The 22,196-nt window shown below is 63.9% G+C and carries 21 protein-coding genes and 1 other RNA gene; 5 read left to right on the forward strand and 17 right to left on the reverse strand.

The features are described from left to right. Positions 1-32: 32 nt before the first annotated feature. Positions 33-1,325 carry an imelysin family protein gene (locus AC0L2V_RS12945; protein WP_473520261.1) on the reverse strand — a complete coding sequence of 431 codons (1,293 nt, stop codon included), beginning with the start codon at positions 1,323-1,325 and terminating at the stop codon, positions 33-35. 470 nt (positions 1,326-1,795) lie between these two features. Here AC0L2V_RS12945 and AC0L2V_RS12950 point away from each other — a divergent pair, with 470 nt between their 5' ends. Then, complete coding sequence (locus AC0L2V_RS12950) at positions 1,796-3,049, forward strand: NAD(P)/FAD-dependent oxidoreductase (protein ID WP_473510245.1); 1,254 nt, start codon at positions 1,796-1,798, stop codon at positions 3,047-3,049. Positions 3,050-3,218: 169 nt separating this feature from the next. Here AC0L2V_RS12950 and AC0L2V_RS12955 read toward each other — a convergent pair whose 3' ends face one another. The 12 genes from AC0L2V_RS12955 to ffs form a co-directional block, all read right to left on the reverse strand. Beyond that, entirely contained in the window at positions 3,219-4,496 is a 1,278-nt protein-coding gene (locus tag AC0L2V_RS12955; protein ID WP_128247975.1) for a 4-aminobutyrate--2-oxoglutarate transaminase, read from the reverse strand. A 155-nt stretch (positions 4,497-4,651) separates the two neighbouring features. Next, positions 4,652-5,401 (reverse strand): ABC transporter ATP-binding protein, encoded by a 750-nt coding sequence (locus AC0L2V_RS12960; protein ID WP_473510247.1) that lies wholly within the window; start codon positions 5,399-5,401, stop codon positions 4,652-4,654. Further along, positions 5,398-6,231, reverse strand: coding sequence for an ABC transporter ATP-binding protein (locus AC0L2V_RS12965; RefSeq protein ID WP_473510248.1), 834 nt, complete (start codon positions 6,229-6,231; stop codon positions 5,398-5,400). The genes AC0L2V_RS12960 and AC0L2V_RS12965 overlap by 4 nt, the downstream gene beginning before the upstream one ends. Further along, the gene (nikC, locus tag AC0L2V_RS12970; RefSeq protein ID WP_473510250.1) at positions 6,228-7,148 is read right to left on the reverse strand and encodes a nickel transporter permease; all 921 of its coding nucleotides are present in this window, start codon (positions 7,146-7,148) and stop codon (positions 6,228-6,230) included. The genes AC0L2V_RS12965 and nikC overlap by 4 nt, the downstream gene beginning before the upstream one ends. Beyond that, complete coding sequence (locus tag AC0L2V_RS12975; RefSeq protein ID WP_473510252.1) at positions 7,145-8,212, reverse strand: ABC transporter permease; 1,068 nt, start codon at positions 8,210-8,212, stop codon at positions 7,145-7,147. Before AC0L2V_RS12975 ends, nikC begins: the two co-directional genes overlap by 4 nt. Positions 8,213-8,230: 18 nt before the next feature. Beyond that, positions 8,231-9,874 (reverse strand): ABC transporter substrate-binding protein, encoded by a 1,644-nt coding sequence (locus AC0L2V_RS12980; RefSeq protein WP_473510254.1) that lies wholly within the window; start codon positions 9,872-9,874, stop codon positions 8,231-8,233. 319 nt (positions 9,875-10,193) lie between these two features. After that, entirely contained in the window at positions 10,194-11,465 is a 1,272-nt protein-coding gene (locus tag AC0L2V_RS12985) for a lytic murein transglycosylase (protein WP_473510255.1), read from the reverse strand. A gap of 176 nt (positions 11,466-11,641) precedes the next feature. Then, on the reverse strand, positions 11,642-12,247 hold the full coding sequence (gene recR / locus AC0L2V_RS12990; protein WP_023802085.1) for a recombination mediator RecR: 606 nt from the start codon (positions 12,245-12,247) through the stop codon (positions 11,642-11,644). Positions 12,248-12,371: 124 nt separating this feature from the next. Continuing rightward, a complete protein-coding gene (locus AC0L2V_RS12995; RefSeq protein ID WP_473510257.1) occupies positions 12,372-13,259 on the reverse strand; it encodes a cell wall hydrolase in 888 nt (295 codons plus the stop codon). Between the two features lie 238 nt (positions 13,260-13,497). Further along, positions 13,498-13,821, reverse strand: coding sequence for a YbaB/EbfC family nucleoid-associated protein (locus AC0L2V_RS13000; protein ID WP_065005911.1), 324 nt, complete (start codon positions 13,819-13,821; stop codon positions 13,498-13,500). 94 nt (positions 13,822-13,915) lie between these two features. Beyond that, positions 13,916-15,730 (reverse strand): DNA polymerase III subunit gamma/tau, encoded by a 1,815-nt coding sequence (locus AC0L2V_RS13005; RefSeq protein WP_473510259.1) that lies wholly within the window; start codon positions 15,728-15,730, stop codon positions 13,916-13,918. 105 nt (positions 15,731-15,835) lie between these two features. Further along, an RNA gene (gene ffs / locus AC0L2V_RS13010) (signal recognition particle sRNA small type) lies at positions 15,836-15,932 on the reverse strand. 365 nt (positions 15,933-16,297) lie between these two features. Here ffs and AC0L2V_RS13015 point away from each other — a divergent pair. The 3 genes from AC0L2V_RS13015 to AC0L2V_RS13025 are packed head-to-tail and all read left to right on the forward strand — an operon-like array spanning position 16,298 to position 18,005. Beyond that, positions 16,298-16,717 (forward strand): HIT domain-containing protein, encoded by a 420-nt coding sequence (locus AC0L2V_RS13015; RefSeq protein WP_023802081.1) that lies wholly within the window; start codon positions 16,298-16,300, stop codon positions 16,715-16,717. A gap of 34 nt (positions 16,718-16,751) precedes the next feature. Then, the gene (gene nudC, locus AC0L2V_RS13020; protein ID WP_473510263.1) at positions 16,752-17,693 is read left to right on the forward strand and encodes an NAD(+) diphosphatase; all 942 of its coding nucleotides are present in this window, start codon (positions 16,752-16,754) and stop codon (positions 17,691-17,693) included. Positions 17,694-17,711: 18 nt separating this feature from the next. Further along, on the forward strand, positions 17,712-18,005 hold the full coding sequence (locus AC0L2V_RS13025; RefSeq protein WP_473510265.1) for a Dabb family protein: 294 nt from the start codon (positions 17,712-17,714) through the stop codon (positions 18,003-18,005). Here AC0L2V_RS13025 and AC0L2V_RS13030 read toward each other — a convergent pair. The 4 genes from AC0L2V_RS13030 to AC0L2V_RS13045 all read right to left on the reverse strand — a co-directional run bounded on the left by AC0L2V_RS13030 (position 18,002) and on the right by AC0L2V_RS13045 (position 21,213). Beyond that, positions 18,002-18,652 (reverse strand): glutathione S-transferase family protein, encoded by a 651-nt coding sequence (locus AC0L2V_RS13030; RefSeq protein WP_473510267.1) that lies wholly within the window; start codon positions 18,650-18,652, stop codon positions 18,002-18,004. The genes AC0L2V_RS13025 and AC0L2V_RS13030 overlap by 4 nt on opposite strands. Positions 18,653-18,745: 93 nt before the next feature. Continuing rightward, complete coding sequence (locus tag AC0L2V_RS13035; RefSeq protein WP_473510269.1) at positions 18,746-19,549, reverse strand: alpha/beta hydrolase; 804 nt, start codon at positions 19,547-19,549, stop codon at positions 18,746-18,748. A 44-nt stretch (positions 19,550-19,593) separates the two neighbouring features. Further along, on the reverse strand, positions 19,594-20,457 hold the full coding sequence (locus tag AC0L2V_RS13040) for a prephenate dehydratase (protein ID WP_473510270.1): 864 nt from the start codon (positions 20,455-20,457) through the stop codon (positions 19,594-19,596). Positions 20,458-20,484: 27 nt separating this feature from the next. Continuing rightward, positions 20,485-21,213 carry a 3-deoxy-manno-octulosonate cytidylyltransferase gene (locus AC0L2V_RS13045; RefSeq protein ID WP_473510272.1) on the reverse strand — a complete coding sequence of 243 codons (729 nt, stop codon included), beginning with the start codon at positions 21,211-21,213 and terminating at the stop codon, positions 20,485-20,487. 193 nt (positions 21,214-21,406) lie between these two features. On the opposite strand from AC0L2V_RS13045, the gene AC0L2V_RS13050 reads away from it, so the two are divergent. Further along, the gene (locus AC0L2V_RS13050; protein WP_473510274.1) at positions 21,407-22,081 is read left to right on the forward strand and encodes a c-type cytochrome; all 675 of its coding nucleotides are present in this window, start codon (positions 21,407-21,409) and stop codon (positions 22,079-22,081) included. Positions 22,082-22,196 lie beyond the last annotated feature (115 nt).

Here is a 22,196-nt window from a genome sequence, read left to right on the forward strand (position 1 = left end):
GACTTTCGGTTCGGGCTCCGGGCATCGACGCCTTACTGAAACACCTTGTCCGGCGCATCGAGGCTGTCCGAGCCCTCGAAGGCTATGGCATTGAGTTTCAGGATGCCGACGGCGCGTTCGATCGACTTGGTCTGGTCGACCAGCGCGTCGATCGCCGCCTGCACGGTGGCGTTGCCTTGCGTATTGCCTTCGCCGATCTGCTGGTCATAGGCCTCGCCGCCAAGCGCTCGCGCCTTGATGGCTTCCATCTTGGCGACGGTGACATCAAGCTTGTCCGACAGTTCCTTGTCGACCGCCGGATCGGCCTCCTTGACCATGTCGGATACCGACGGTCCTTTGACGACGGTGCCGTCGAGGCGGGTGTAGTTGCCCTTATAGGCGGCGCGAATGCCGACGGCATCGTAGAGATGGGAATCGTAGGTGTTGTCGGAGAAGCAGTCATGCTCCTCTTCCGGGTCGTGCAGCAGCAGGCCGAGCTTCATGCGCTCGCCGGCGAGTTCGCCGTAGGACAGCGAGCCCATGCCGGTGAGGATGGTCGAGATGCCGGCTTTCGGCTCGCCATCGACAAGGTTCTTGCGGGCGGCGCCGCCTTCCTTCCAGTCGTTGACCATGTCCTGCAGATCGGAAACCAGAAGCTCGCTCGCCGACTTCAGGTACTGCGCGCGACGATCGCAATTGCCGCCGGTGCAGTTGGCGAGGTCGTAGTCGGTATAGGGCCGTTCGCCAGCGCCCGGCCCGGTGCCGTGCAGGTCCTGGCCCCACAGCAGGAATTCGATGGCGTGATAACCGGTCGCCACATTGGCCTCGATGCCGCCGGCCTCCTGCAGCGTGCCGGAGAGGAACTCGGGAGTAAGATTGGTGGCGTCGATCTTCTTGCCGTCGATCTCGATCGACTTGTTGGCGATCACATTGGCGGTATACAGTGCATTCGCGTCCGACTCGGTGCCGTAGTTCTCGGCGACATAATCGATTAGGCCTTCGTCCAGCGGCCAGGCGTTCACCTTGCCTTCCCAGTCGTCGACGATGGCGTTGCCGAAGCGATAGACTTCGGTCTGCTGATAGGGAACGCGCGACGCTTTCCAGGCCTCGCGGGCGGCGGTGAGCGTTTCCACCGAAGGCTTGGCGAGCAGCGCGTCGACAGCCTTGCCGAGCGCCTGCGCCGTGGTCAGCGAATCCTCATATTTGGCGAGCGCAATATCGGAATAGGTCTTGATGACCGCCTTGGCATCGGTTTCCGCCTTGGCCGGCAGCACGAATATCGCCGCCGTCAAGACCACCGTGGCGCCGATCGCTGCAAGCCTGCTGCCATATCGCGCCGTGATCATCGCTCTCATGATTGTCTTCTCCCTCGGGAATTCAGTGAAAATGCCGGCGCCAAAGGCGCGTCGGCAGGCAATCGGCGCCAAGGCAGGTCCATGCCATTGAGCGAGATACAGGCCGCGGCATAGCGCGGTTTGCGGAAGAAAGACATCGAAATGCCTCCAATCGAAAGGGTTCAAGGCCCAGACATCAAAGGGATGCGCTTGACGCGCACGCTTCCATAAAGCGATGAAGGTGCCGGAAGTCAACCAATTTCAGAGAGAAAAGCCAATTGAAACAACAGTTTAGAATTATTCTAAACTGCAAGTATCAACTTTAGCCGTATTGCCGCGCCGCCGTCGAACGAACGATTGACAGACCGCCATTCCGGGTGCGACCCGCAAGGGTGGTCTTGCGGCGGCGTCAGACAATCGCCACTTGGCGAGACGTCCTAGACTTGGATAACGCCTAGGAGAGATGAGGAATTGGGGCTGCGATGAAAAACGGTGTGGTCATTGTCGGTGCGGGTCATGCGGGCGTGCAAGCGGCCGCCAGCCTGCGCGAGGACGGCTACGACGAACCCGTGATCCTCATCAGCGATGAGGACGAACTGCCCTACCACAAGCCGCCGCTATCGAAGACCTTCATCAAGGATCAGGAGGCCAAACCGCAGCCGCTGCGCGGCGAGGCTTTTTATACCGGCAGCGCGATCAACTACCGGCCGGGCGTCCGCATCGATCGCATCGATGCCGGCGGCCGCAGGCTGGAGCTATCGGATGGCGGCACACTGCCGTTCGACCGGCTGATCCTGGCGACCGGTTCGCGGCCGCGCATGCTGTCGCTGCCGGGTTCGGATTTTTCGGGCGTGGTGTCGCTGCGCTCGCTCGCCGACGCGCGCCTGATCCGCGAATTGAGCGCGCAGAGCGAGGATGTCGTCATCCTCGGCGGCGGCTTCATCGGGCTGGAGATCGCCGCGACGCTCACAGCGGCCGGCCGCAAGGTCATCGTGGTCGAGGCGGTCGACCGGCTGCTCGGCCGGGCGGTGGCGCCGATCATCGCGCGCCACGTGCGGCAGCGGCTGGAAGCGACCGGCGTGCGCATTCTCACCGGCACCACGATTGCACGGCTCGAAGCCGAGAACGGCCATGTCTCGGCGGCAATCACCGCATCCGGCGATCGGCTGCCGGCGCAGATGGTCATCATCGGCATCGGCGTCGTGCCGAATGTCGAACTGGCGCAAGCCGCCGGCATCACTATCGCCAACGGCATCCGCGTCGACCAGCAGATGCGCACGTCGGTGCCCGAAATCCTCGCCATTGGCGATGCCGCTTCCTACCGGCACTGGCTCACCGGCGGCGATGTGCGGCTGGAATCGGTGCAGAATGCGACCGACCAGGCGCGTCTTGCAGCACGCACCGTTCTCGGCCATGCGGACGCCTTTGCGGCGGTGCCGTGGTTCTGGTCCGACATCGGTGACATCAAGCTGCAGATGGTCGGCCTGATTTCGGGCGGCGACAGCCATGTCGTGCTCGGCGACGTAAACGAGAACCGGTTCTCCATCTACCACTATGCTGGGAATCGTCTGCTCGGCATCGAATCGGTCAACCGGCCTGGCGACCACATGCTTGGCCGCAAGATGCTCGGCGCCGGCTTTTCGCCGACGCCGCAGACGGTTGCGACGGGACCGGACGGATTGAAGGCGGCGCTCGCCGCTTTCCAGCAGGTAGAGCCCGTCCGCGCCGCTGAATAAGGATGTGTTGATATCCTTCCCTTCTCCCCTTGTGGGAGAAGGTGGCCTCGCGAAGCGAGGTCGGATGAGGGGTGTTCCAGCTTGGCACTCCGTCCAACACCCCTCAACCGTCTCGGCGCTGCGCGCCGATCCACCTTCTCCCACAAGGGGAGAAGGGAGAAAGATCCGCTCAGGCGGCGCGGACCTCGCGGATCGAGCTTTCCAGGATGTCGAGCGCTTCGTTCATGACGCCGTCCTGGATGGTGATTGGCGCGAGGAAGCGGATGACGTTGCCGTAGACGCCGCAGGTGAGCAGGATCAGGCCCTTGTCGAGCGCCTTCAGCCGGACCGCATTGGCGATCTCGGCCGACGGCAGGCCCTTCTTCACATCGTTGAACTCGACAGCGTTCATGAAGCCCGGGCCTCTGATATCGACGATCTCCGGCGTGTCGTCGCGGATCGATTGCAGCCGCTGCTTCAGCCGGTTGCCCAGCGTGTTGGCGCGGTCGCAGAGCTTTTCCTCTTCGATCACGTCGAGCACGGCATGCGCCGCGGCAACGCCGATCGGGCTGCCGCCATAGGTGCCGCCAAGCCCGCCGGGGCTGGGCGCATCCATAATCTCGGCGCGGCCGGTGACCGCCGACAGCGGGAAGCCGCCGGCAAGGCTCTTGGCCATGGTGGTGATGTCGGGCGCCACTTCGTGATGATCCATGGCGAACATCTTTCCGGTGCGGGCAAAACCGGTCTGCACCTCGTCGGCGATCAACAGCATGCCGTGCTGGTCGCAGATCTTGCGCAGCGCCGTCATGAAGTCGCGCGGCGCCTCGTAAAATCCGCCCTCGCCCTGCACCGGCTCGACGATGATGGCGGCGACGCGGGCCGGATCGACATCGGCCTTGAACAGCCGGTCGAGCGCGGCCAGCGAATCGGCGACCGTGATCCCATGCAGCGCCACCGGGAACGGCGCGTGGAAAACATCGGCCGGCATGGCGCCGAAGCCGACCTTATAGGGCACAACCTTGCCGGTCAGCGCCATGCCCATGAAGGTGCGGCCATGGAAGCCGCCGGCAAAGGCAATGACCGCCGGACGGCCGGTTGCGTTGCGGGCGATCTTGATGGCGTTCTCCACCGCTTCGGCACCGGTGGTGACGAAAATCGTCTTCTTGTCGAATTTTCCCGGCAGCAAGCCGTTCAGCCGTTCGGCCAGCCTGACATAGCTCTCATAGGGCACCACCTGGTGGCAGGTATGGGTGAAGCGGTCGAGCTGCGCCTTGACCGCCTCGATCACCTTGGGATGGCGGTGGCCGGTGTTGACGACGGCGATGCCGGACGAGAAATCGATGTAGCGACGGCCCTCGACATCCCAGATTTCCGAGTTCTCGGCGCGGTCGGCATAAATCTGCGTGGTCATGCCGACGCCGCGCGAGATCGACTGGTTCTTGCGTTCGGAAATGGCTGAGTTCTTCATGATGTTCCCTCACCGGGCCGACGCCCGTTCTCGTTTGGATGACTGCCGGGAACTGTTCTGGCCTTATTTCATGTTTTCCTCAAGTTGGCAGCGCCACCAGGCGATTGGGCCTGCCGCCGCTAAGGTCGCATTCCTTCGCGGACAGCTGATTTGACTCACGCCGTCCGCACAAACCCCTCGCTCGCCCTGAGCAAATTGCGCGTGTAATCCTTGCTGACGCGGCGCTCGACGAGGTCATCAGCGGTGAGGTGCTCGACCGCCTCGCCGTTCTGCATCACCATCAGCCGCTCGCACATATGGGTGATGATGGCGAGGTCGTGGCTGACCATCAGGAAGGTCAGCTTGCGCCGCCGCCGGATGTCTTCCAACAGGTTGAGCACCTCCGCCTGCACGGAAGCGTCGAGCGCCGAGGTCGGCTCGTCGAGCAGCAGGATCGCCGGTTCGAGGATCAGCGCCCGCGCAATCGCCACCCGCTGGCGCTGGCCACCCGACAATTGATGCGAATAGCGGAAGCGGAAGCCGGTGCCGAGCCCGACCTCGTCGAGCGCCCGCTGGATGCGCTTCTCGCCATCGGCAAAGCCGTGGATGGCGAGCGGCTCCTGCAGCAGGCGGTCGACGGTCTGGCGCGGATGCAGCGAGCCGTAGGGGTCCTGGAAGACCATCTGCACCTCGCGATAGAAGGCCTTGTCGCGGCGCTTGCCGAGTTTTTTCCCGTTGACGGTGATGCTGCCCGAAGCGGCCGGCGCGAGGCCGGCAATCGCGCGCAACAGCGTCGATTTGCCGGAGCCGGATTCGCCGACCAGGCCGAAGGATTCGCCGGATTGCACCTCGAGGCTGACACCCTTCAGCGCGCGAAAGCGGTCGAAGACCACCTCCAGCCTGTCGGCGGAAAGTGCTGCCGTCATGCCGCCCACTCCGGCTTGCGGTCGAGCACCGGCAGCGGGTGGCGGTCGGCGCCGATCTTGGGCATGCAGTTGAGCAGGCCGCGCGTATAGGGATGCTGGGCGCGGCCGAGCTCCGACGCCTTGAGCTGTTCGACCACCCTGCCGGCATACATGACGATCACCCGGTCGCAGAAGGACGAGACCAGGCGCAGATCGTGCGAGATGAAGATCAGCCCCATGCCGCGCTCGCTGACCAGCCTGTCGAGGATGCCGAGGACGTCGAGCTGAACGGTGACGTCGAGCGCCGAGGTCGGTTCGTCGGCGATCATCATCTCCGGCCCGGCAATCAGCATCATGGCGATCATGGCGCGCTGGCCCATGCCGCCCGACACCTCGTGCGGATGCAGGTCGAAGACACGGGCGGGGTCACGGATCTGCACCGCCTCCAGCATGGCAAGCGCGCGATCGCGGGCTTCGGCCTTGCCGACCTTCTCATGCGTGCGCAGCGTCTCGACGATCTGGCGGCCGATGCTCATCACCGGGTCGAGCGAGTATTTTGGATCCTGCAGGATCATGGCGATGCGCTTGCCGCGGAGCGCCCGGCGGTCGCGGGGCGAGGCGGCGAGCAGGTCGATGCCGTCGAAGGCAAGTTTCCTGGCCGTGACCTCGGCCTGCGGCGGGGTCAGGCCCATGATGGCGCGGCCGGTCTGCGACTTGCCGGAACCGCTCTCGCCGACGATGCCGAGCCGTTCGCGGCCGAGCGAAAAGGAAACGCCGCGCACCGCCTCGATGCGGCCGGTGCGCGTCGGGAAGGTGACGCGCAGATCGTCGACCTCGAGAAGCGTGCTCATTGGTCACCACTGCGCGGGTCGAGCGCGTCTCGCAGGCCGTCGCCGAGCAGGTTGAAGCCGAGGCTGACGATGAGGATGGCAAAGCCCGGTGCACCGGCCACCCACCATTGGTCGAGCACGAAGCGGCGGCCCGACGCGATCATCGCGCCCCATTCCGGCAGCGGCGGTTGCGCGCCGAGGCCGAGGAAGCCGAGACCGGCGGCGGTCAGGATGATGCCGGCCATGTCGAGCGTCACCCTGACGATCAGCGACGAGATGCAGAGCGGCATGATATGGCGCAGCACGATGCGGAACGGCGAGGCGCCCATCAATTGCACCGCCTTGATGTAATCCGAATTGCGCACGGTGAGCGTTTCGGCACGCGCGATACGGGCGTAGGGCGGCCATGAGGTGACGGCGATGGCGAGCACCGCATTCTCGATGCCAGGGCCAAGTGCGGCGACGAAGGCCAGCGCCAGGATCAGCTTCGGAAAGGCGAGAAAGATGTCGGTGATACGCATCAGGATCGCATCGATCCAGCCGCCGGCATAACCGGCGACTGTGCCGACCAGCAGGCCGATAGGAGCGGCGATGACTGCGACGAGAATGACGACGTAAAGCGTCCATCGCGAGCCGAAGATGACGCGCGAAAGGATGTCGCGGCCAAGGTCGTCGGTGCCGAACCAGTGCTCGGCACTTGGCGCCAGCAGCCGCGAGCCCTTGAGGTCGCCGAATGTCGGCGAATAGGGCGCCAGCACATTGGCAAAGGCGGCGACCACCAGCAAAGCGATGATGATGAGCAGGCCGAGAAACGCCAGCCGGTTGGCTGAAAAGCGCCGCCACGCGACATAGGCGCGGCCGAGCCTGGCCTGCATGCGCGACGCCGGCCGCTCGCTGAGCAGCCAGTCGCGGCGGCTCTGGATTGCTTCAGCGCTCATCGTACCTTGGTCCTTGGGTCGAGCACCCGGTAGAGCAGGTCGGACAGGAGATTGATGCCGATGAACACCGAGCCGATGATGATGGTGCCACCGAGCACGGCGTTCATGTCGGCGTTCTGCAGGGAATTGGTGATGTAGAGGCCGATACCCGGCCAGGAAAACACGGTCTCGGTGAGCACCGAGCCTTCGAGCAGACCGGCATAGGAGAGTGCGATCACGGTGACCATCGGCACCGCCGCGTTGCGCAGCGCGTGGCCCCAGATGATGCGCGTTTCCGACAGGCCCTTGGCGCGCGCCGCGACGATATATTCCTGGGCAAGCTCGTTCAGCATGAACGATCGCGTCATCCGGCTGATATAGGCGAGCGAGAAATAGCCAAGCAGCGAGGCCGGCAGGATGATGTGGCGGAAGGCATCGCGAAACACATCCCACTGCCGCTGCCACAGCGCATCCAGGAGATAAAAGCCGGTGATCGGGGTGAAGGTGTATTCGTAGACGATGTCGAGGCGGCCGGGAAAAGCCACCCATTGCAGCCTGGCGTAGAACAGCACGAGCGCCAGCAGTCCCAGCCAGAAGATCGGCACGGAGTAGCCGACCAGTCCGATGATGCGGACAATCTGATCGATGATGCTGCCGCGCCGGACCGCGGCCAGCACGCCGAGCGGCACACCAAGCAAAGCACCGATCAGCGTTCCCAGCGTCGCCAGCTCGATCGTCGCCGGAAAGGCGCGGCGGATGTCGGTCATGACAGGATTGGTGGTCAGCACCGAGGTGCCGAAATTGCCGTTCAGGGCATTCTTCACATAGATGTAGAACTGCTCGATCAGCGGCAGGTCGAGCCCCATCTCGCGGCGCGTCCGCTCGACGACATTGGCCGGCGCCCGGTCGCCGAGCACCGCCAGCACCGGGTCGATCGGGATGACCCGGCCGATGAAGAAGGTCACCGCGAGAAGACCGAGATAGGTGGTTATCGCGGTGACCAGGAAACGGGCGATCGACGAGGCGACAGCGACAGCACGGGCGCTGCCGCGCCCTGCCGTCGCTTCGCTTTCAACAGTACTCACGCGGCGCGTCCGCCGGCGTCACTCCTTGGAGATCTGGCTGACGAAATTGGTGTCGAAGCTCGGGCCGAGCGCAAAACCCTTGAGGTTCTTGCGCAGGCCGGCCACTTCCAGCTGCTGGTGGACGATGATGAAAGGACTGGCTTCGAGAACCTTCCTCTGCAGATCCTGGTACATTGCGGCGCGCTTGGCCGGGTCCTTCTCGAGCAGGGCCGCCTCGGTTTCCTTGCTCAATTCCGGAATGTCCCAGGCGTTGCGCCACGCCAACGTCTTGGTCTTGCCTTCATCCGAATTGTCGGGGTTGCTGGCGAAGGTCTGGGCATTGGAGTTCGGATCGAAATAATCCTGACCCCACTGGCCGATATAGATATCGTGGTTGCGGGCGCGGTACTTGGTCAGCGTCTGTTTGCCGTCGCCGGGAATGATCTCCAGCTTGACGCCGGCCTGGCCGAGCGTCTGCTGGAACGATTCCGCCATGCCGGTCACCGGCTGGGTGTTGCGTACGTCCATGGTGACGCTGAAGCCGTCGGCCAAGCCGGCCTTGGCGAGCAGTTCCTTGGCCTTGGCGAGGTCGAATTTGAACGGATTTTCGTCCAGCTCGCCAAGCACGCCTTTTGGCAGGAAGGTCTGGTGGATCTCGCCGATGCCCTTGAGGATGGTCGAGCTCAAGGCATCATAGTCGACGAGATATTTGAAGGCCTGGCGAACCTCCGGCTTGGCGAGGTTCGGGTTCTTCTGATTGAGGCTGATGTAGAAGACCGTGCCCTTCGGCGCGCTGGTGGTGGTGAGATCGGCGTTCTTGGCGATGGCGTCGAGGTCGTTCGGCTCGAGATTGCGGGCAACGTCGATGTCGCCGGCCTCCAGCGCCAGGCGCTGGCCCGAGCTTTCCTTCATGTTGCGATAGATGACGCGGGCGAGCTTGGCCTTTTCGCCGTGGTAATTGTCGTTGCGCTCCATGACGACGACCTCGTTGGCCCGCCATTCGCGCAGCTTGAAGGCGCCGGAGCCGGCATAGCCGGTCTTCAGCCAGGCGTTGCCGAAGTCGTTGTCGTATTTGTAGTCATCGCTGGGCGTCACCGCGGCGGCATGCTCCTTGACCAGCTTGCTGTCGACAACCGAGGCGACGGTTGCCGACAGGCAGTTCAGGACGAAGCTCGGCGCATAGGCCTTGTCGACGGTGAACTGGAACGTCGTGTCATCGATGGCCTTGGCTTTCTCGGTGACGTTGTCGCCATTGATGCCGAACTGGCCGATGATGAAGGCCGGGCTCTTGTCGAGCTTGATGGCGCGCTCGAACGAATAGGCGACATCAGCCGCGGTGATCGGATTGCCCGATGCAAATTTCAGCCCGGGCTTGAGCTTGAAAGTGTAGGTCAGGCCGTCGTCGGAGACAGTCCAGCTTTCGGCGAGATCGCCCTTGACATTGGACGTGTCGCTCAAGTCGAGGCGGACAAGCAGGTCGTAGGTGTTGCCGGTGACCTCGGCGGTCGACAGCTCGAACGCCTCGCCCGGATCCATCGAGATGATGTCGTCGATGGCGAAACCCTCGACCAGCGTGTCGGCCGGCGTGACAGCAAGGGCAGGCGCACCGGCCAGAAGCAGCGCGGACATGGCTGCGCCGGCAAGCAGGACGCGGGAGCGTAGGGCAAACTTTTCCATCATCATTTTTAACTGTTCCCTGTTTTGTTGACCTGAGTTCCCGGCTCAGGGTTTTGGCATTTACTTGACACATCGGCCCGAAAATCGGAATCGATTTTCGGAAAGCACGATGTGTAGTTCAAAGTCTTAGAGCGTCCCTTGCGCGTCCAACGGACGCGCGGCGCTCTAATCGGACGGTGACCCTGAACCGGCGTCTAGGTGATTTTTATCCAGTTCGGCCTCACCATATCCGGCGGTTTCAGGCGCGGCAACGAGCATTTGCAAAGCTGTTTGTTGGACCAGATCAGGCAAGCAACCACCGCCGAAAACGACACCCGGAGTGCAGCTATTTCAACGCGGTGACCAGGTCGGCGTCGGGAAAACAGGTGGCGGCGCGACCGTTCTTCGCCTGCCATTTGCCGATCGACCGGCGCGTCTTGAAACCGGGCAGGCCATCGGCGCTGCCGACGTCGTAGCCCTCGGCCTCCAGCGCCCGCTGCAAGGTGGCGATGTCGGACCTGTGGAGCCCGCCGACCGCACGCCAGCGCCCCGAAAAATTGCTGTCGCCGTTGGCGATGCGGTCAGCGCCGTGGCCGATAAACAGGGCGTAGAGATCGCTGGTGTTGTATTGCTTCAGGACGTAGAAATTGGGCGTGACGATGAAGGCTGGACCGCTGCGCCCGGCCGGCATCAGAAGAAAGCCTTCGGCCTTCAATTCGCGCGCCGGGAACGGTCTTGCCGCGATGCGCTTGATGCCCAGATCAGCCCACTCGGAAATCCTCTTGCCCTGGTCCGGGCCTTCGAGCGAACAGGAGACCGCTTCCGGCACCGTCACCTCAAAACCCCAGCCGCGGCCCTTCACCCAGCCATAATGGACGAGGTAGTTGGCGATCGAGGCCAGCGTGTCCGGCACCGAGTTCCAAATGTCGACCCGATCGTCGCCATCGAAGTCGACGGCATGTTTGAGGAACGAACTCGGCATGAACTGCGGCTGGCCGAGTGCGCCGGCCCATGACGATTTCATCGCGCCGACCGGGGCCAGCCCGCGCTCGACGATCTCGAGCGCCGCCATAAGCTCGGTACGGAAGAAATCCTTCCTGGTCGCCATGAAGGCCTTGGTCCCCAGCACTTCGAAGGCGTCGTAAGGCATTTTCGCCGCGCCAAAGCCGCTCTCGCGGCCCCAGATCGCCAGCAGCACCTCGCCCGGCACGCCGTAGCGCTTCTCGATCGCGGCAATGGTCCTGGCATTGGCCGCCTTGCGGGTGCGCCCACCAGCGGTCACGGCGCGAACCGTCTTTTCGGCGAAATAGGCGCCGGGCGAATCGAACTCGGCCTGATGCTGCTTTTGCGGCGTCGTCGCTTTTTTGCCCGGCATTACCAGGTCGGGCAGTTTGAGGTTCGGTTTGATGCCGTCGAAGGCGGCGTCGAAGGTTTTTCTGGAGATGCCGTTGGCGTTGGCTTCGGGCCAGAGGTCGTTGTTGAGCCAGGCGCGGAACTGGGTGTCGAGTTTTGTGGCGGAGGCGGGGGTGGAAATCAAAAGTCCGGTTAGCGCGACCAGAAAAATCGCCAGTCCGCGAAGTCCGCGTTCTGTGGCGCCCCCCTCTGTCCTGCCGGACATCTCCCCCACTCGGGGGGAGATTGGCAGCTTTGACCACGGCGCTTTTCCTCCAACGCTGGAGGTTTGCGAAAGCCGGGATGACAGCCAATCTCCCCCCAAGTGGGGGAGATGTCCGGCAGGACAGAGGGGGGCGCCACAGAACGCAATCATCTCAAGAATACCTCCCCCCAATCGCCTCAAAACGCCGTCCGCGAGCGCAGCGCGGCGGCCAGCGTGCCTTCGTCGAGATAGTCGAGTTCGCCGCCGACCGGGACGCCATGCGCCAGCCGCGTCACCTTGATATCGAAGCCGGACAATTGATCGGTGAGATAATGCGCGGTGGTCTGGCCCTCGACGGTGGCGTTGACGGCAAGGATCACCTCCTTGACCTCGCCGCCGGCGACGCGGTCGACCAGCGAGCGGATGTTGAGCTGCTCGGGGCCGATGCCGTCGAGCGGCGACAGCGAGCCGCCGAGCACGTGATAGCGGACATTCATGGCGGCCGCCCGCTCCAGCGCCCACAGGTCGGCCACGTCCTCGACGACGATGAGCGTGCCGGCGTCGCGGCGCGGATCGGTGCAGATCATGCAGGGGTCGGACGTATCGACATTGCCGCAGGTCGAGCAGATGCGCACCTTGTCGACCGCCTCGCTCATGGCGGCGGCGAGCGGCGACAGCAACTGCTCCTTCTTCTTGATGAGGTGAAGCGCTGCCCGCCTGGCCGAACGGGGCCCAAGCCCCGGCACCTTGGCCAGGAGCTGGATCAGGCGTTCGATCTCGGGACCGGCGATTCGCTTCGACATCGCATCGGTTTAGGATTTTTCAATGGGTTTTGGAACTGTCCTGCGGCGCGTGTCCTTCGAACGCAACGACGCTGCTGCGGGACAATCGCGTCGGCTTGCGTTGCCGACGTCGACTATCAATAGCTCAGTAGGCTTGCAGCGGCCTGCCCTGGCCGGCGATCATCGCGCCGATGGCATCGGTGTTCTCGGGTGTCGATTCAAACGACATCGTCGGCTCGGCCGGCGCCGCCGAAAATGACGTAGCCGGTTGCGCACCGGCGGTGCTGCCGAAACGGGCGGCGTCCGGCTCCTGCATCGCCACAAAGGTCACCTTCTCCGGTGTTGCCTTCCCTGAAGTAGCCTTTGCCGGCTGCGATGCGATCGCCGTCACATAGGTCACCTTGCTGGGCGCCGCCTTGGCGGCCGGCGCAGCAGAGGCCATGAGCGTCACCGGTGCGGCGCGCGACCGCCGCGGCGTCGCCTGCGCCACCGCGACGGTTGGCTCGTCCGGCAGTGGTTTCCAGTTGCGGCCGCGCTTTTCGTAGAAGGCGTTGCCGCCGGCGACCATGGTGTAGTGCATGTTCTTGTAGGGGAAACGCAGGCCGGCGGTGTGAAAGAACATCGAGTTCTTCAGCTTGGTCTTGCGCTCGCCCTTGAGCACCGCCTCGGCGGCTTCCTCGACATCGGGCATCGCCTTCGAATTCATCGGCCGTGTCATCACGCCCGGCGCGAACTGGCCGCGTTCGCCGACCACCTGGCAGATGGTGTTGCCGTGCTTGCCGGAGCGCAGCCGGTTCATCACCACCGTGCCGACGGCAATCATGCCGTCGCGGCTCGACCGGTTGGATTCGAAGAACATCGCGCGCTGGAGGCACTCCTTGTCCTTCGCTGTGTGATTGTAGGGCCGGGACCTAGCGGTATCGGTCAGGCTGGCCACGGACAGGCCGTGCGTGGTCTGACTGCAGGCGGCCAAAAACAGCGGAGAGGTGATGACGCCGAGCAGCAACGGCGTCTTCCATCGGGTCACGATCAAAGATATCCCCTCATTCTGTCGCCAGCCCGCCCCTGGTTGCGGCAAGAATGAGACACTTTCGGGCAAAAAGATGGCTAAAGCGTTATTAAGTGAGCGGAGTTGCCTAATGGACACAGCTGGCCGCGTTGACCGCTGCGCTCTTCGGCCATTGTAACGGCATGACCTTCGAGCGTCGCAGCCTTCGCAGCGTGGCCGGCCGGGCCAAAGCCATGGGCTCGCTCGACCGGCATACAGCACCTTAGAACGGCAGCTTCATTCCCGGCGGTATCGGCAGTCCGGCGGTCAGCGCCTGGGTCTTTTCCTGCATCATCTGCTCGACCTTGGCCCTGGCGTCATTGTGGGCGGCGAGGAGCAGATCCTCCAGAATCTCGACCTCGTCCTCCTTGAACAGCGATGGGTCGATTTTCAGCGCCTTCATCTCGAATTTGCCGGTCAGCGTCACGCTGACCAAGCCGCCGCCGGCCTGTCCGGTGGCTTCCAAGGTGGCGATCTCGTCCTGCATGGCCTGGAACTTGGCCTGCATTTCTTTCGCCTTGCCCATCAGGCCGAGAAGATCTTTCATCGCGTTGTCCTCTACGATTGATTTGTTTCTTGTTTAAGCACGATCTTCTCCGAAAACCGGCTCTCAATTTTTTGCTTCGCTGACCTTCGGTTGCTCAGGTTTCGTCTTCGTCGGTGGCCGGCTCGATCGGAACCTCTGCCTCCGCCGCATCGGCTTCCGGTGCGTCGGGAATACGCACGTCGATGATCTTGGCGCCGGGAAACCGCGCCAGGATGGCGGCGACGGTCGGGTCGCTCTTGGCATCGAGGAGGGCGTTTTCGCGTTTGGTCGATTCCATCTCGGCCAGCGTCTGGCCGCCCGCTTCCTTCGACAGCGACACCAGCCAGTTGCGGCCGGTCCAGGCGCGCAATTTGGCGGTCAGATCATTGAGCAGCATCTTCGGCGCGTCATCGGTCAGGCTGACGTCGATACGGCCCGGCTCGATGCGCACCAGGCGCACGCAGCGCTTGACCAGCACCTTGAAAGCGATGTCGCGCTGGGCGTCGGCAAGGGCGACGATGTCGGCCAGCGATTTAACCGGCACTGGCGGCGCATCGGCGACCGGCTCCGGCGCCGGAACGAAAGGCGCAGGCATCGGCTCGGGTTCGACCAGCCGCATCGTCTGGGCGCCGCCATTGGCCGTCGGCATCCGCGCCTGCGCCACGGCGCTGGCGCCACCATTACCCGGATTTGCTGGGCCAGAGCTTGCGGGCGCACCATTCGAGCGTGGCGCGCCATTCGGCACCGACGCTGCGCTCTCCAGCGATTTCAGCGCCTCGTCCAGCGTCGGCAGGTCGGCGGCATGCGCCAGCCGGATCAGCACCATTTCGGCGGCGCTGACCGGCCGGTTGGAGGACTGCACCTCGGGAATGCCTTTCAACAGCATTTGCCAGGTCCGCGACAGCACCCTGACCGACAGCGCCTTGGCGAAATCGGCGCCGCGCCGGCGCTCGTCCTCCGACAGCGAGGCGTCCTCGAGGGCTGTCGGCACGAAGCGCAGCCGGGTGACGAGATGGTTGAACTCGGCCAGGTCGGTCAGCACAGCGGCCGGATCGGCGCCGGTGTCGTACTGGTTGCGGAATTCGGCCAGTGCGGCCGCCACATCGCCCTTCATCACATGTTCGAACAGGTCGACGATGCGGGCGCGGTCGGCCAGCCCGAGCATGGCGCGCACCGCTTCGGCGCTGACCGCGCCGCTGCCATGGGCGATCGCCTGGTCGAGAATGGACAGCGAATCGCGCGCCGAGCCCTCGGCCGCGCGGGCGATCATCGCCAGCGCGTCGTCATCGACCGCGATGCCTTCCTTTCCGGCGATCGAGGAGAGGTGCGCGACCAATGTGCCGGCATCGATACGCCTGAGATCGAAGCGCTGGCAACGCGACAGAACGGTGATCGGAACTTTTCTGATTTCGGTGGTGGCGAAGATGAATTTGACGTGCGGCGGCGGCTCTTCCAGCGTCTTCAGCAGGCCGTTGAAGGCCTGCGTCGAGAGCATGTGCACTTCGTCGATGATGTAGACCTTGTAGCGCGCCGACACCGGCGCATAACGCACGCGCTCGATGATGTCCCTGATGTCGTCGATGCCGGTGTGCGAGGCGGCGTCCATCTCGATGACGTCGACATGGCGGCCTTCCATAATCGCCTGGCAATGCTCGCCCGGCACGGCAAGATCGACCGAAGGCTGGTCGACATCAGATGTTTTGTAGTTCAGGGCCCGCGCGAGAATGCGCGCCGTCGTCGTCTTGCCGACACCGCGCACGCCGGTCAGCATCCAGGCCTGGGCGATGCGGCCGGTGGCGAAAGCGTTGGTGAGGGTGCGGACCATCGGCTCCTGGCCGATCAGTTCGGAGAAATTGGCGGGACGGTATTTGCGCGCCAGAACGCGGTAGGCGGCGGCCTTTTCCGTTCCCGAATTTCCGGCTTCGCTCATTCGCCCGTAAAGCTCCAAGGGCCGCGGCTCAAGGCGGCCGATTTCTGCGCATAGTTTCGCCCGCAGGGCTTGGCGCCGTCAATATCGCGGGAGAAAGGCGAAGAGGTGGGAGGCTGGAACAATGACCCGTTCCGGGCTCGTTAGGGCTGCTTCCTTCCGGACCTGACCCGGTTGGCGAGTGGACCGTCCACCACCAACCTCCCGCTTCCCATATCGGCAATCCGGCGATGAAATGCAAGGGCGCAGTGACGGGCGGCGAAACCAGAAAATAAAAAACCGCCTCGGAGGCGGATCGCTGGCGCGATTAAGCACCATGTTGAAACTACTGGCATAGCGGCCGGCACAAAGCAAGAACAGATGAGCGAAAGCCATGGCCGGCAGACCAGAGGGGGCGCGAGATGGTGGCTTCATTCCAGCCCAAAGTCTTGGCAGGCCATACCCTGAGTTCTTCGCCGGACCATCATCGCCACGATCGGCCTTGATTCGCTTGCCGCCCTCTTGCGGGCTAACGGCAGCCGCTCTAGCGTCCATGAAGTAAAAAATACTACAAAAGTGAAGGAAACGCCGATGTCGCCGGGCCTCGAGGCCGGATTCACGCTGGATGCTCGTCTGGAGGCCGACAGCGAGCAGTTGATGTGGCTCGGCCTGTGCGAGTTGCGCGTGATGAACGACCGCCGCTGGCCGTGGCTGCTTCTGGTGCCGCAACGGCCGGGCGCGGAGGAAATCCATGATTTGACGCCGCTCGACCAGGCGATGCTGACCTTCGAGACCAATATGGTGGCGCAGGCGCTGAAAAGCGTGACCGGCTGCACCAAGATAAATAGCGGCGCACTTGGCAACATCGTCCGCCAGTTGCATGTCCATGTCATTGCGCGCTCGGAAGGAGATCCCGGCTGGCCGGGCCCGGTGTGGGGGCACGGCATGCGCGAGCCCTACGAGCGCTCGGACCTGCGCCGGTTTGCGCAGAAGATAAAGGCGGCGCTATAAGCCTTTCCCATGTCCATCCTGAAGTTGGGTCTCGATGAGCTTCCGCCTGTTTGACGCGCCCTTGCGCGAGCCGAGCCAGTTCGTCGGCTTTGCCGGCAACATGATCGACCGGCAATCGGAAAACCGCGCCGACGATTCCGTCGAAAAGGCGCTCGCCGATCCTTCAGCCAGGCTTTTGCTGATGCATGGCGGGCGGCTCTACCTGAAGCTCATTGGTGGCGGCTTCGACCCCTGGTTCGGCGCCGAGGAAAGCCAGCCGCTCGAGGCGTTGCTCGACCGTGGCGTCCTGCTCGGTTTTTCCGACAGCGGCCCGGTGCTCGCCGTGCCGGCCGGGCTCGATCCCGAACAACTGCCGGAGACGATCAAGGCCATCGACTATCGCTCGGTCTACATGCAGGGGCTGATCGACGAGGCGGCGGCCGGCGCGATGGCGCAAGGAGCAGCGCTGCTCGCCTGGCATGCCAGCCACCGCTTCTGCAGCAAATGCGGCGCCGAAGCCGCGATGCGGGCCGGCGGCTACAAGCGGCTTTGCCCGGCCTGCGCCACCGAGCATTTTCCGCGAACCGACCCGGTGGCGATCATGCTGACGGCGACGCGGGAAAAATGCCTGCTCGGTCGCGGCCGGCATTTCGCGCCCGGTATGTATTCGGCGCTTGCCGGCTTCATCGAACCTGGCGAGACGATCGAGGCGGCGGTGCGCCGCGAAACGCTGGAGGAAGCCGGTATCCGGCTTGGCCGCGTCGTCTATCACGCCAGCCAGCCCTGGCCGTTTCCCTATTCGCTGATGATCGGCTGCTTCGGCGAGCCGCTCAACGACGACATCCAGGCCGACCTCAACGAGTTGGAAGACTGCCGCTGGTTCTTTCGCGACGAGGTGCTGTCGATGCTGGCCCGCGAGCATCCGGGCGGCCTGGTCACGCCGCCGAAGGGGGCGATCGCCTACAACCTCATCCGCGCCTGGGCCGACAGCGCATAGCCTGCAGGGGAAGCAAAAATGATCCGTCATACAGTGGTGTTCAGGCTGAGGCACAAGGAGAACTCGGCCGAGGAGGCAAAATTTCTGGCAGACGCCAAAATACTGGCGGCGATACCGGGCGTCGAGAAATTCGAGCAGTTGCGGCAGGTCAGCCCGAAGAACGATTATCGCTTCGGCTTCTCGATGGAGTTCGCCGACCAGGCTGCCTATTCCGGCTACAACGACCATCCCGATCACGTCGCCTTCGTCCGCGACCGCTGGATCCCGGAAGTCGCGGCGTTTTTGGAGATCGACTACGCGCCGCTGAGCTAAGTTGGTGACTTGCCGGTGAAAACCGCCAGCTGAGCGGCGAAAGCACGCTTGTAGGCGGGCCGGGCTTCGCCGCGGGCGACATAGGCGGAGAGATTCGGATATTCGTCCAGTATACCCGACCCGCTCAACCTTAGCAGCACGTGCACCATCATCAGGTCCCCGGCGCTGAACGCGCCATCGAGCCAGTCGGCATCGCCAAGACGACCGGAAAGCTCGCCCAGCCGGTCACGGATGCGATCTTCGACCATAGGCAGGCGCTGTTCGTGCCAGGTCTCGTCGCGCTCCAGGAGCACGGCGGTTTGGCGTTCAAGGATCGGCGGCTCCACGGTGTTTAGCGCGGCAAACATCCATGAGATTGCGCGCGCCCTGGCATTCGCCTCGTCTGGCAGCAGGCCCGCATGGCGCTCGGCGATATGGAACACGATCGCCCCCGACTCGAACAGCGCGAGATCGCCTTCTTCAAAGGTCGGAATCTGCCCGAAAGGATGAAGCGCGAGATGCGCGGGTTCCTTCATCGCTTTGAACGAAACGAGACGAACCTTGTAGGGCGGGCCGACTTCTTCAAGCGCCCAGCGAACACGCATGTCGCGCGCCAGTCCCCTGCCGCGATCGGGCGACCGTTCAAAGGCAGTGATGGTGGGGGTCATGGGCAGGCCTTCATCTCGTCGTCTCCCTTCTTCAGATTGCGGCAAGCAAAGGACGAATGTCGCGCCGGAATTCCGACATCTGCGAATTGTTTTTCAATCGCGCGTGACCGCCGCAACGGAGGCGCGTAGCGCTCCGGCGAAGTCGGGATGGCCATAGAGGTCGTTGTGGCCAGCCGCTATGGCGATGTGGCTGCGCAGGTCACGGGCAGCCTCGCGCAGAGGTGCCGAACGCGCCGCAGGTACGATGGTGTCATTCTCGGCGGTGATGACGGCCGTGGGCACATCGAGGTTGCGCAGCGTTTCTGCCGTCTCCATGCGGTGCCGCAGCAAGAGGCGCACCGGCAGCCAGGGATAGTGGTGAGCGGCGAGTTCTCTGAGCGAATCGAAGGGGGTCACCGTGACGATACCGCGCAACGGCCGGGCCGTCGCCAGATCGGCCGCAACCGCAGCGCCGATGCTAAGGCCGATGGCGACGATGCCGGCTTTGGCATCGCTGGCCAGCTGGTCATGGGCGCGTCGGGCGTCCTCGAACAGGGCGGCGGCCGACGGGCTGCCGCTGCTCGGCGCATAGCCGCGGTAGTGCAGCGCAGCGACCTCGTGTTCGGGAAATAACTGGTGCAGCATGAGGGCAAGTGCGTCGGCGTTCCAGGCGTTGCCGGCGAACCCCAGCAGCAGCGGGCGTGGCTCGGCCGGCGCCTGCCTTGCCGGCAGGCGGACCAGAACGACGCGCTCGCCATCCCCCGTCGCCAGTTCGACATGGCGGGCCCCAGCCGGCAGATCGGGTCCGAACCCCGCAAGGCCGGCCGGAAAAATCAGCCAGGACTGGAGCGCATACACGACGGCAACAATCACCGCATACAATCCAGCGACCGCGAGCGTCAGTTTCAAAAGCCACATCGCAGGAATGTCGCCCGATGCTCGTCACCTGGCAAGGCGCTGCGCTAGTCCGCCACCTTCCATTGCTCGCGCGACTGGCTGGCCGGGTAGACGCCCAGAATCCGCATTTCGCGCGAGAAGAAGGCAAGCTCGTCGAGCGCCAGTTTTACCAGCGGATCGTCGGGATGACCCTCGATGTCGGCATAGAACAGGGTCGCCGTGAATGCGCCGAGCTGGTAGCTCTCCAGCTTGGTCATGTTGACGCCGTTGGTGGCGAAGCCGCCCATCGCCTTGTAGAGCGCGGCCGGCACGTTGCGGACGCGGAAGATGAACGTCGTCATCATCCTAGCCTCGGCCGAGGGACGTTCGGCCCACTGCCTGTTCCTGGTCAGCACGACGAACCGGGTGACGTTGCTGTCGGTATCCTCGACATTCTGCTCGATGATGTCGAGCCCGTAGAGCGTCGAAGCCAGCGCCGGCGCCAACGCGGCCATGGTGCGGTCCTTCAGCTCGGCAACCAGCTTGGCGGCGCCCGCCGTGTCGCCGGCGACCACCGGCTTCCAGCCGTTCTTGCGGATATACTTGCGGCACTGGCCGAGCGCGTGGATGTGGCTGTGCACGGTCTTGATCTCGTCGCGCCTGACGCCCGGCAGAACCATCAGCTGGAAATGGATCGGCAGGAAATATTCGCCGACGATGTGCAGCTTCGATTCCGGCAGGAGATGATGGATGTCGGCGACGCGCCCGGCAATCGTGTTTTCGATCGGGATCATGGCGAGGTCGGCCTTGCCGGTCTCGACCGCATTGAAAGCGTCCTCGAAGGTCGGACACGGCAACGGCTCCATATCAGGGAACATGTTGCGGCAGGCGGTGTCGGAATTGGCGCCCGGCTCGCCCTGGAAGGCTATTCTGTTGGTTTTCTCAGGCATGCCAAATGTCTCAGGTGTCCAGATGTCTCAGGTTGAAAGGACGGTTCTGGCGCGTTCGAGATCGTCCGGCGTGTCGACGCCGAACGGCGCCGACTGCACGATCTCGGCGTCGATGCGCATGCCGGCCTCCAGCGCCCGCAACTGCTCGAGCTTCTCGCGCCGTTCCAGCGGCGACGGCTGCAGCGCGACGAACCGCTCGAGCGCTGAGCGGCGATAGGCATAGAGGCCGATGTGATGATAGAGCGGCCCCTCGCCCCAGGGTGCGGTGGCGCGGGTGAAATAGAGCGCCCGCAACCGTGTCTCCGACAGCGACGAGCCGACGATCTTGACGACATTCGGGTTGGTCTTTTCCTCGTCGCGGACGATCTCGATGCCAAGCGTGGCGATGTCGACCGTCGCATCCTCGAAAGGCTTCAGTGCAGCCTTGATGATGTCGGGATCGATGGTCGGCAGGTCGCCCTGCACATTGACGATCGTTTCGACCTTGCGCCCGGGATCCAGCGTGGCCAGCGCCTCGAAGATGCGGTCGGAGCCCGATTCATGGCCGACGCGCGTCATCACCGCCTCGAAACCGTGCGTCCGCACCGCCTCCGCCACGCTGTCAGTATCGGTGGCGACCACCACCCGGCCGAGCCCCGCCTCGGCGGCGCGGCGGGCGACATGGACGATCATCGGAACGCCGGCGATGTCGGCCAGCGGCTTGCCCGGCAGGCGGGTCGAGGCCATGCGGGCCGGGATGAGGATGAGCGTGGACATCGGGTGATGAAGCATCCGAAAAAGAGGAAGGGAAAAGTGGCAAAAGGTCTCACTGGAAGCGCCCTTATAGGTGTTGCAACGCCAGAGCAAAAGACCTAGTTTCCGCCCGATTTGACCGCCTCGCGGGGTGGTTCACGATTACCGACGGACGGAGTGGACGGATCGGTCCGCCGGAAAAGGGAGCCTGGGGCGTATGGACTCTTTCGAAATCAACAAGCTGATCGGCGGCCTGCTCGGAACCGTGTTCGTCGTCTTCTCGGTCGGCATCATATCCGACGCGCTGTTCGCCTCCCCAGCACCGGAAAAACCCGGCTACGCCATCGAGGCGACCGAGGAGCCTGCCGAGGGCGGCCCGGCAGCCCCCGCCGAAGCCAAGCCGATCGCCGACCTCCTGGCCAACGCCAATGTCGAGGCGGGTGCGTCCGTGTTCAAGAAGTGCCAAGCCTGCCACACCGGTGAAAAAGGCGGACCGAACAAGGTCGGCCCCGATCTGTGGGACATCGTCGACCGTCCCATCGCCGAACATGCGGGCTTCGCCTATTCGGCGGGGATGAAGGAGTTTTCCAAGGGCGGCGCGGAAAAATGGACCTACGACCACCTCAATGACTTTCTGCTTTCGCCGAAGAAGCTGGTGAAGGGCACGGCGATGGGCTTCGCCGGCCTGCCGAAAGACGAGGACCGTGCCAACGTCATCGCCTATCTGCGCACGCTGTCGGACAGTCCGAAGCCGCTGCCGACACCCGGCGCTTCGGCCGAAAATGCAGCCGCGCCCGCCGAAGGCGCGGCACCGGCCAAGCCGGCAGAGGGTGAAGCACCGGCCGCCCCAGCTCCGGCCCCTGCTGCTCCCGCACCGGCTCCGGCGCAATAACGCAATTGTCATGGACAAATTCTTAGAAAAGCCGGGTTCAGCCCGGCTTTTTCAATTGGAAAAGCGCGTGTGCGGCGACAAAGCCGGCCTGTCGCGGTTTTCATGAGCGTCAAAT

Source organism: Mesorhizobium sp. WSM4814 (assembly GCF_055811595.1).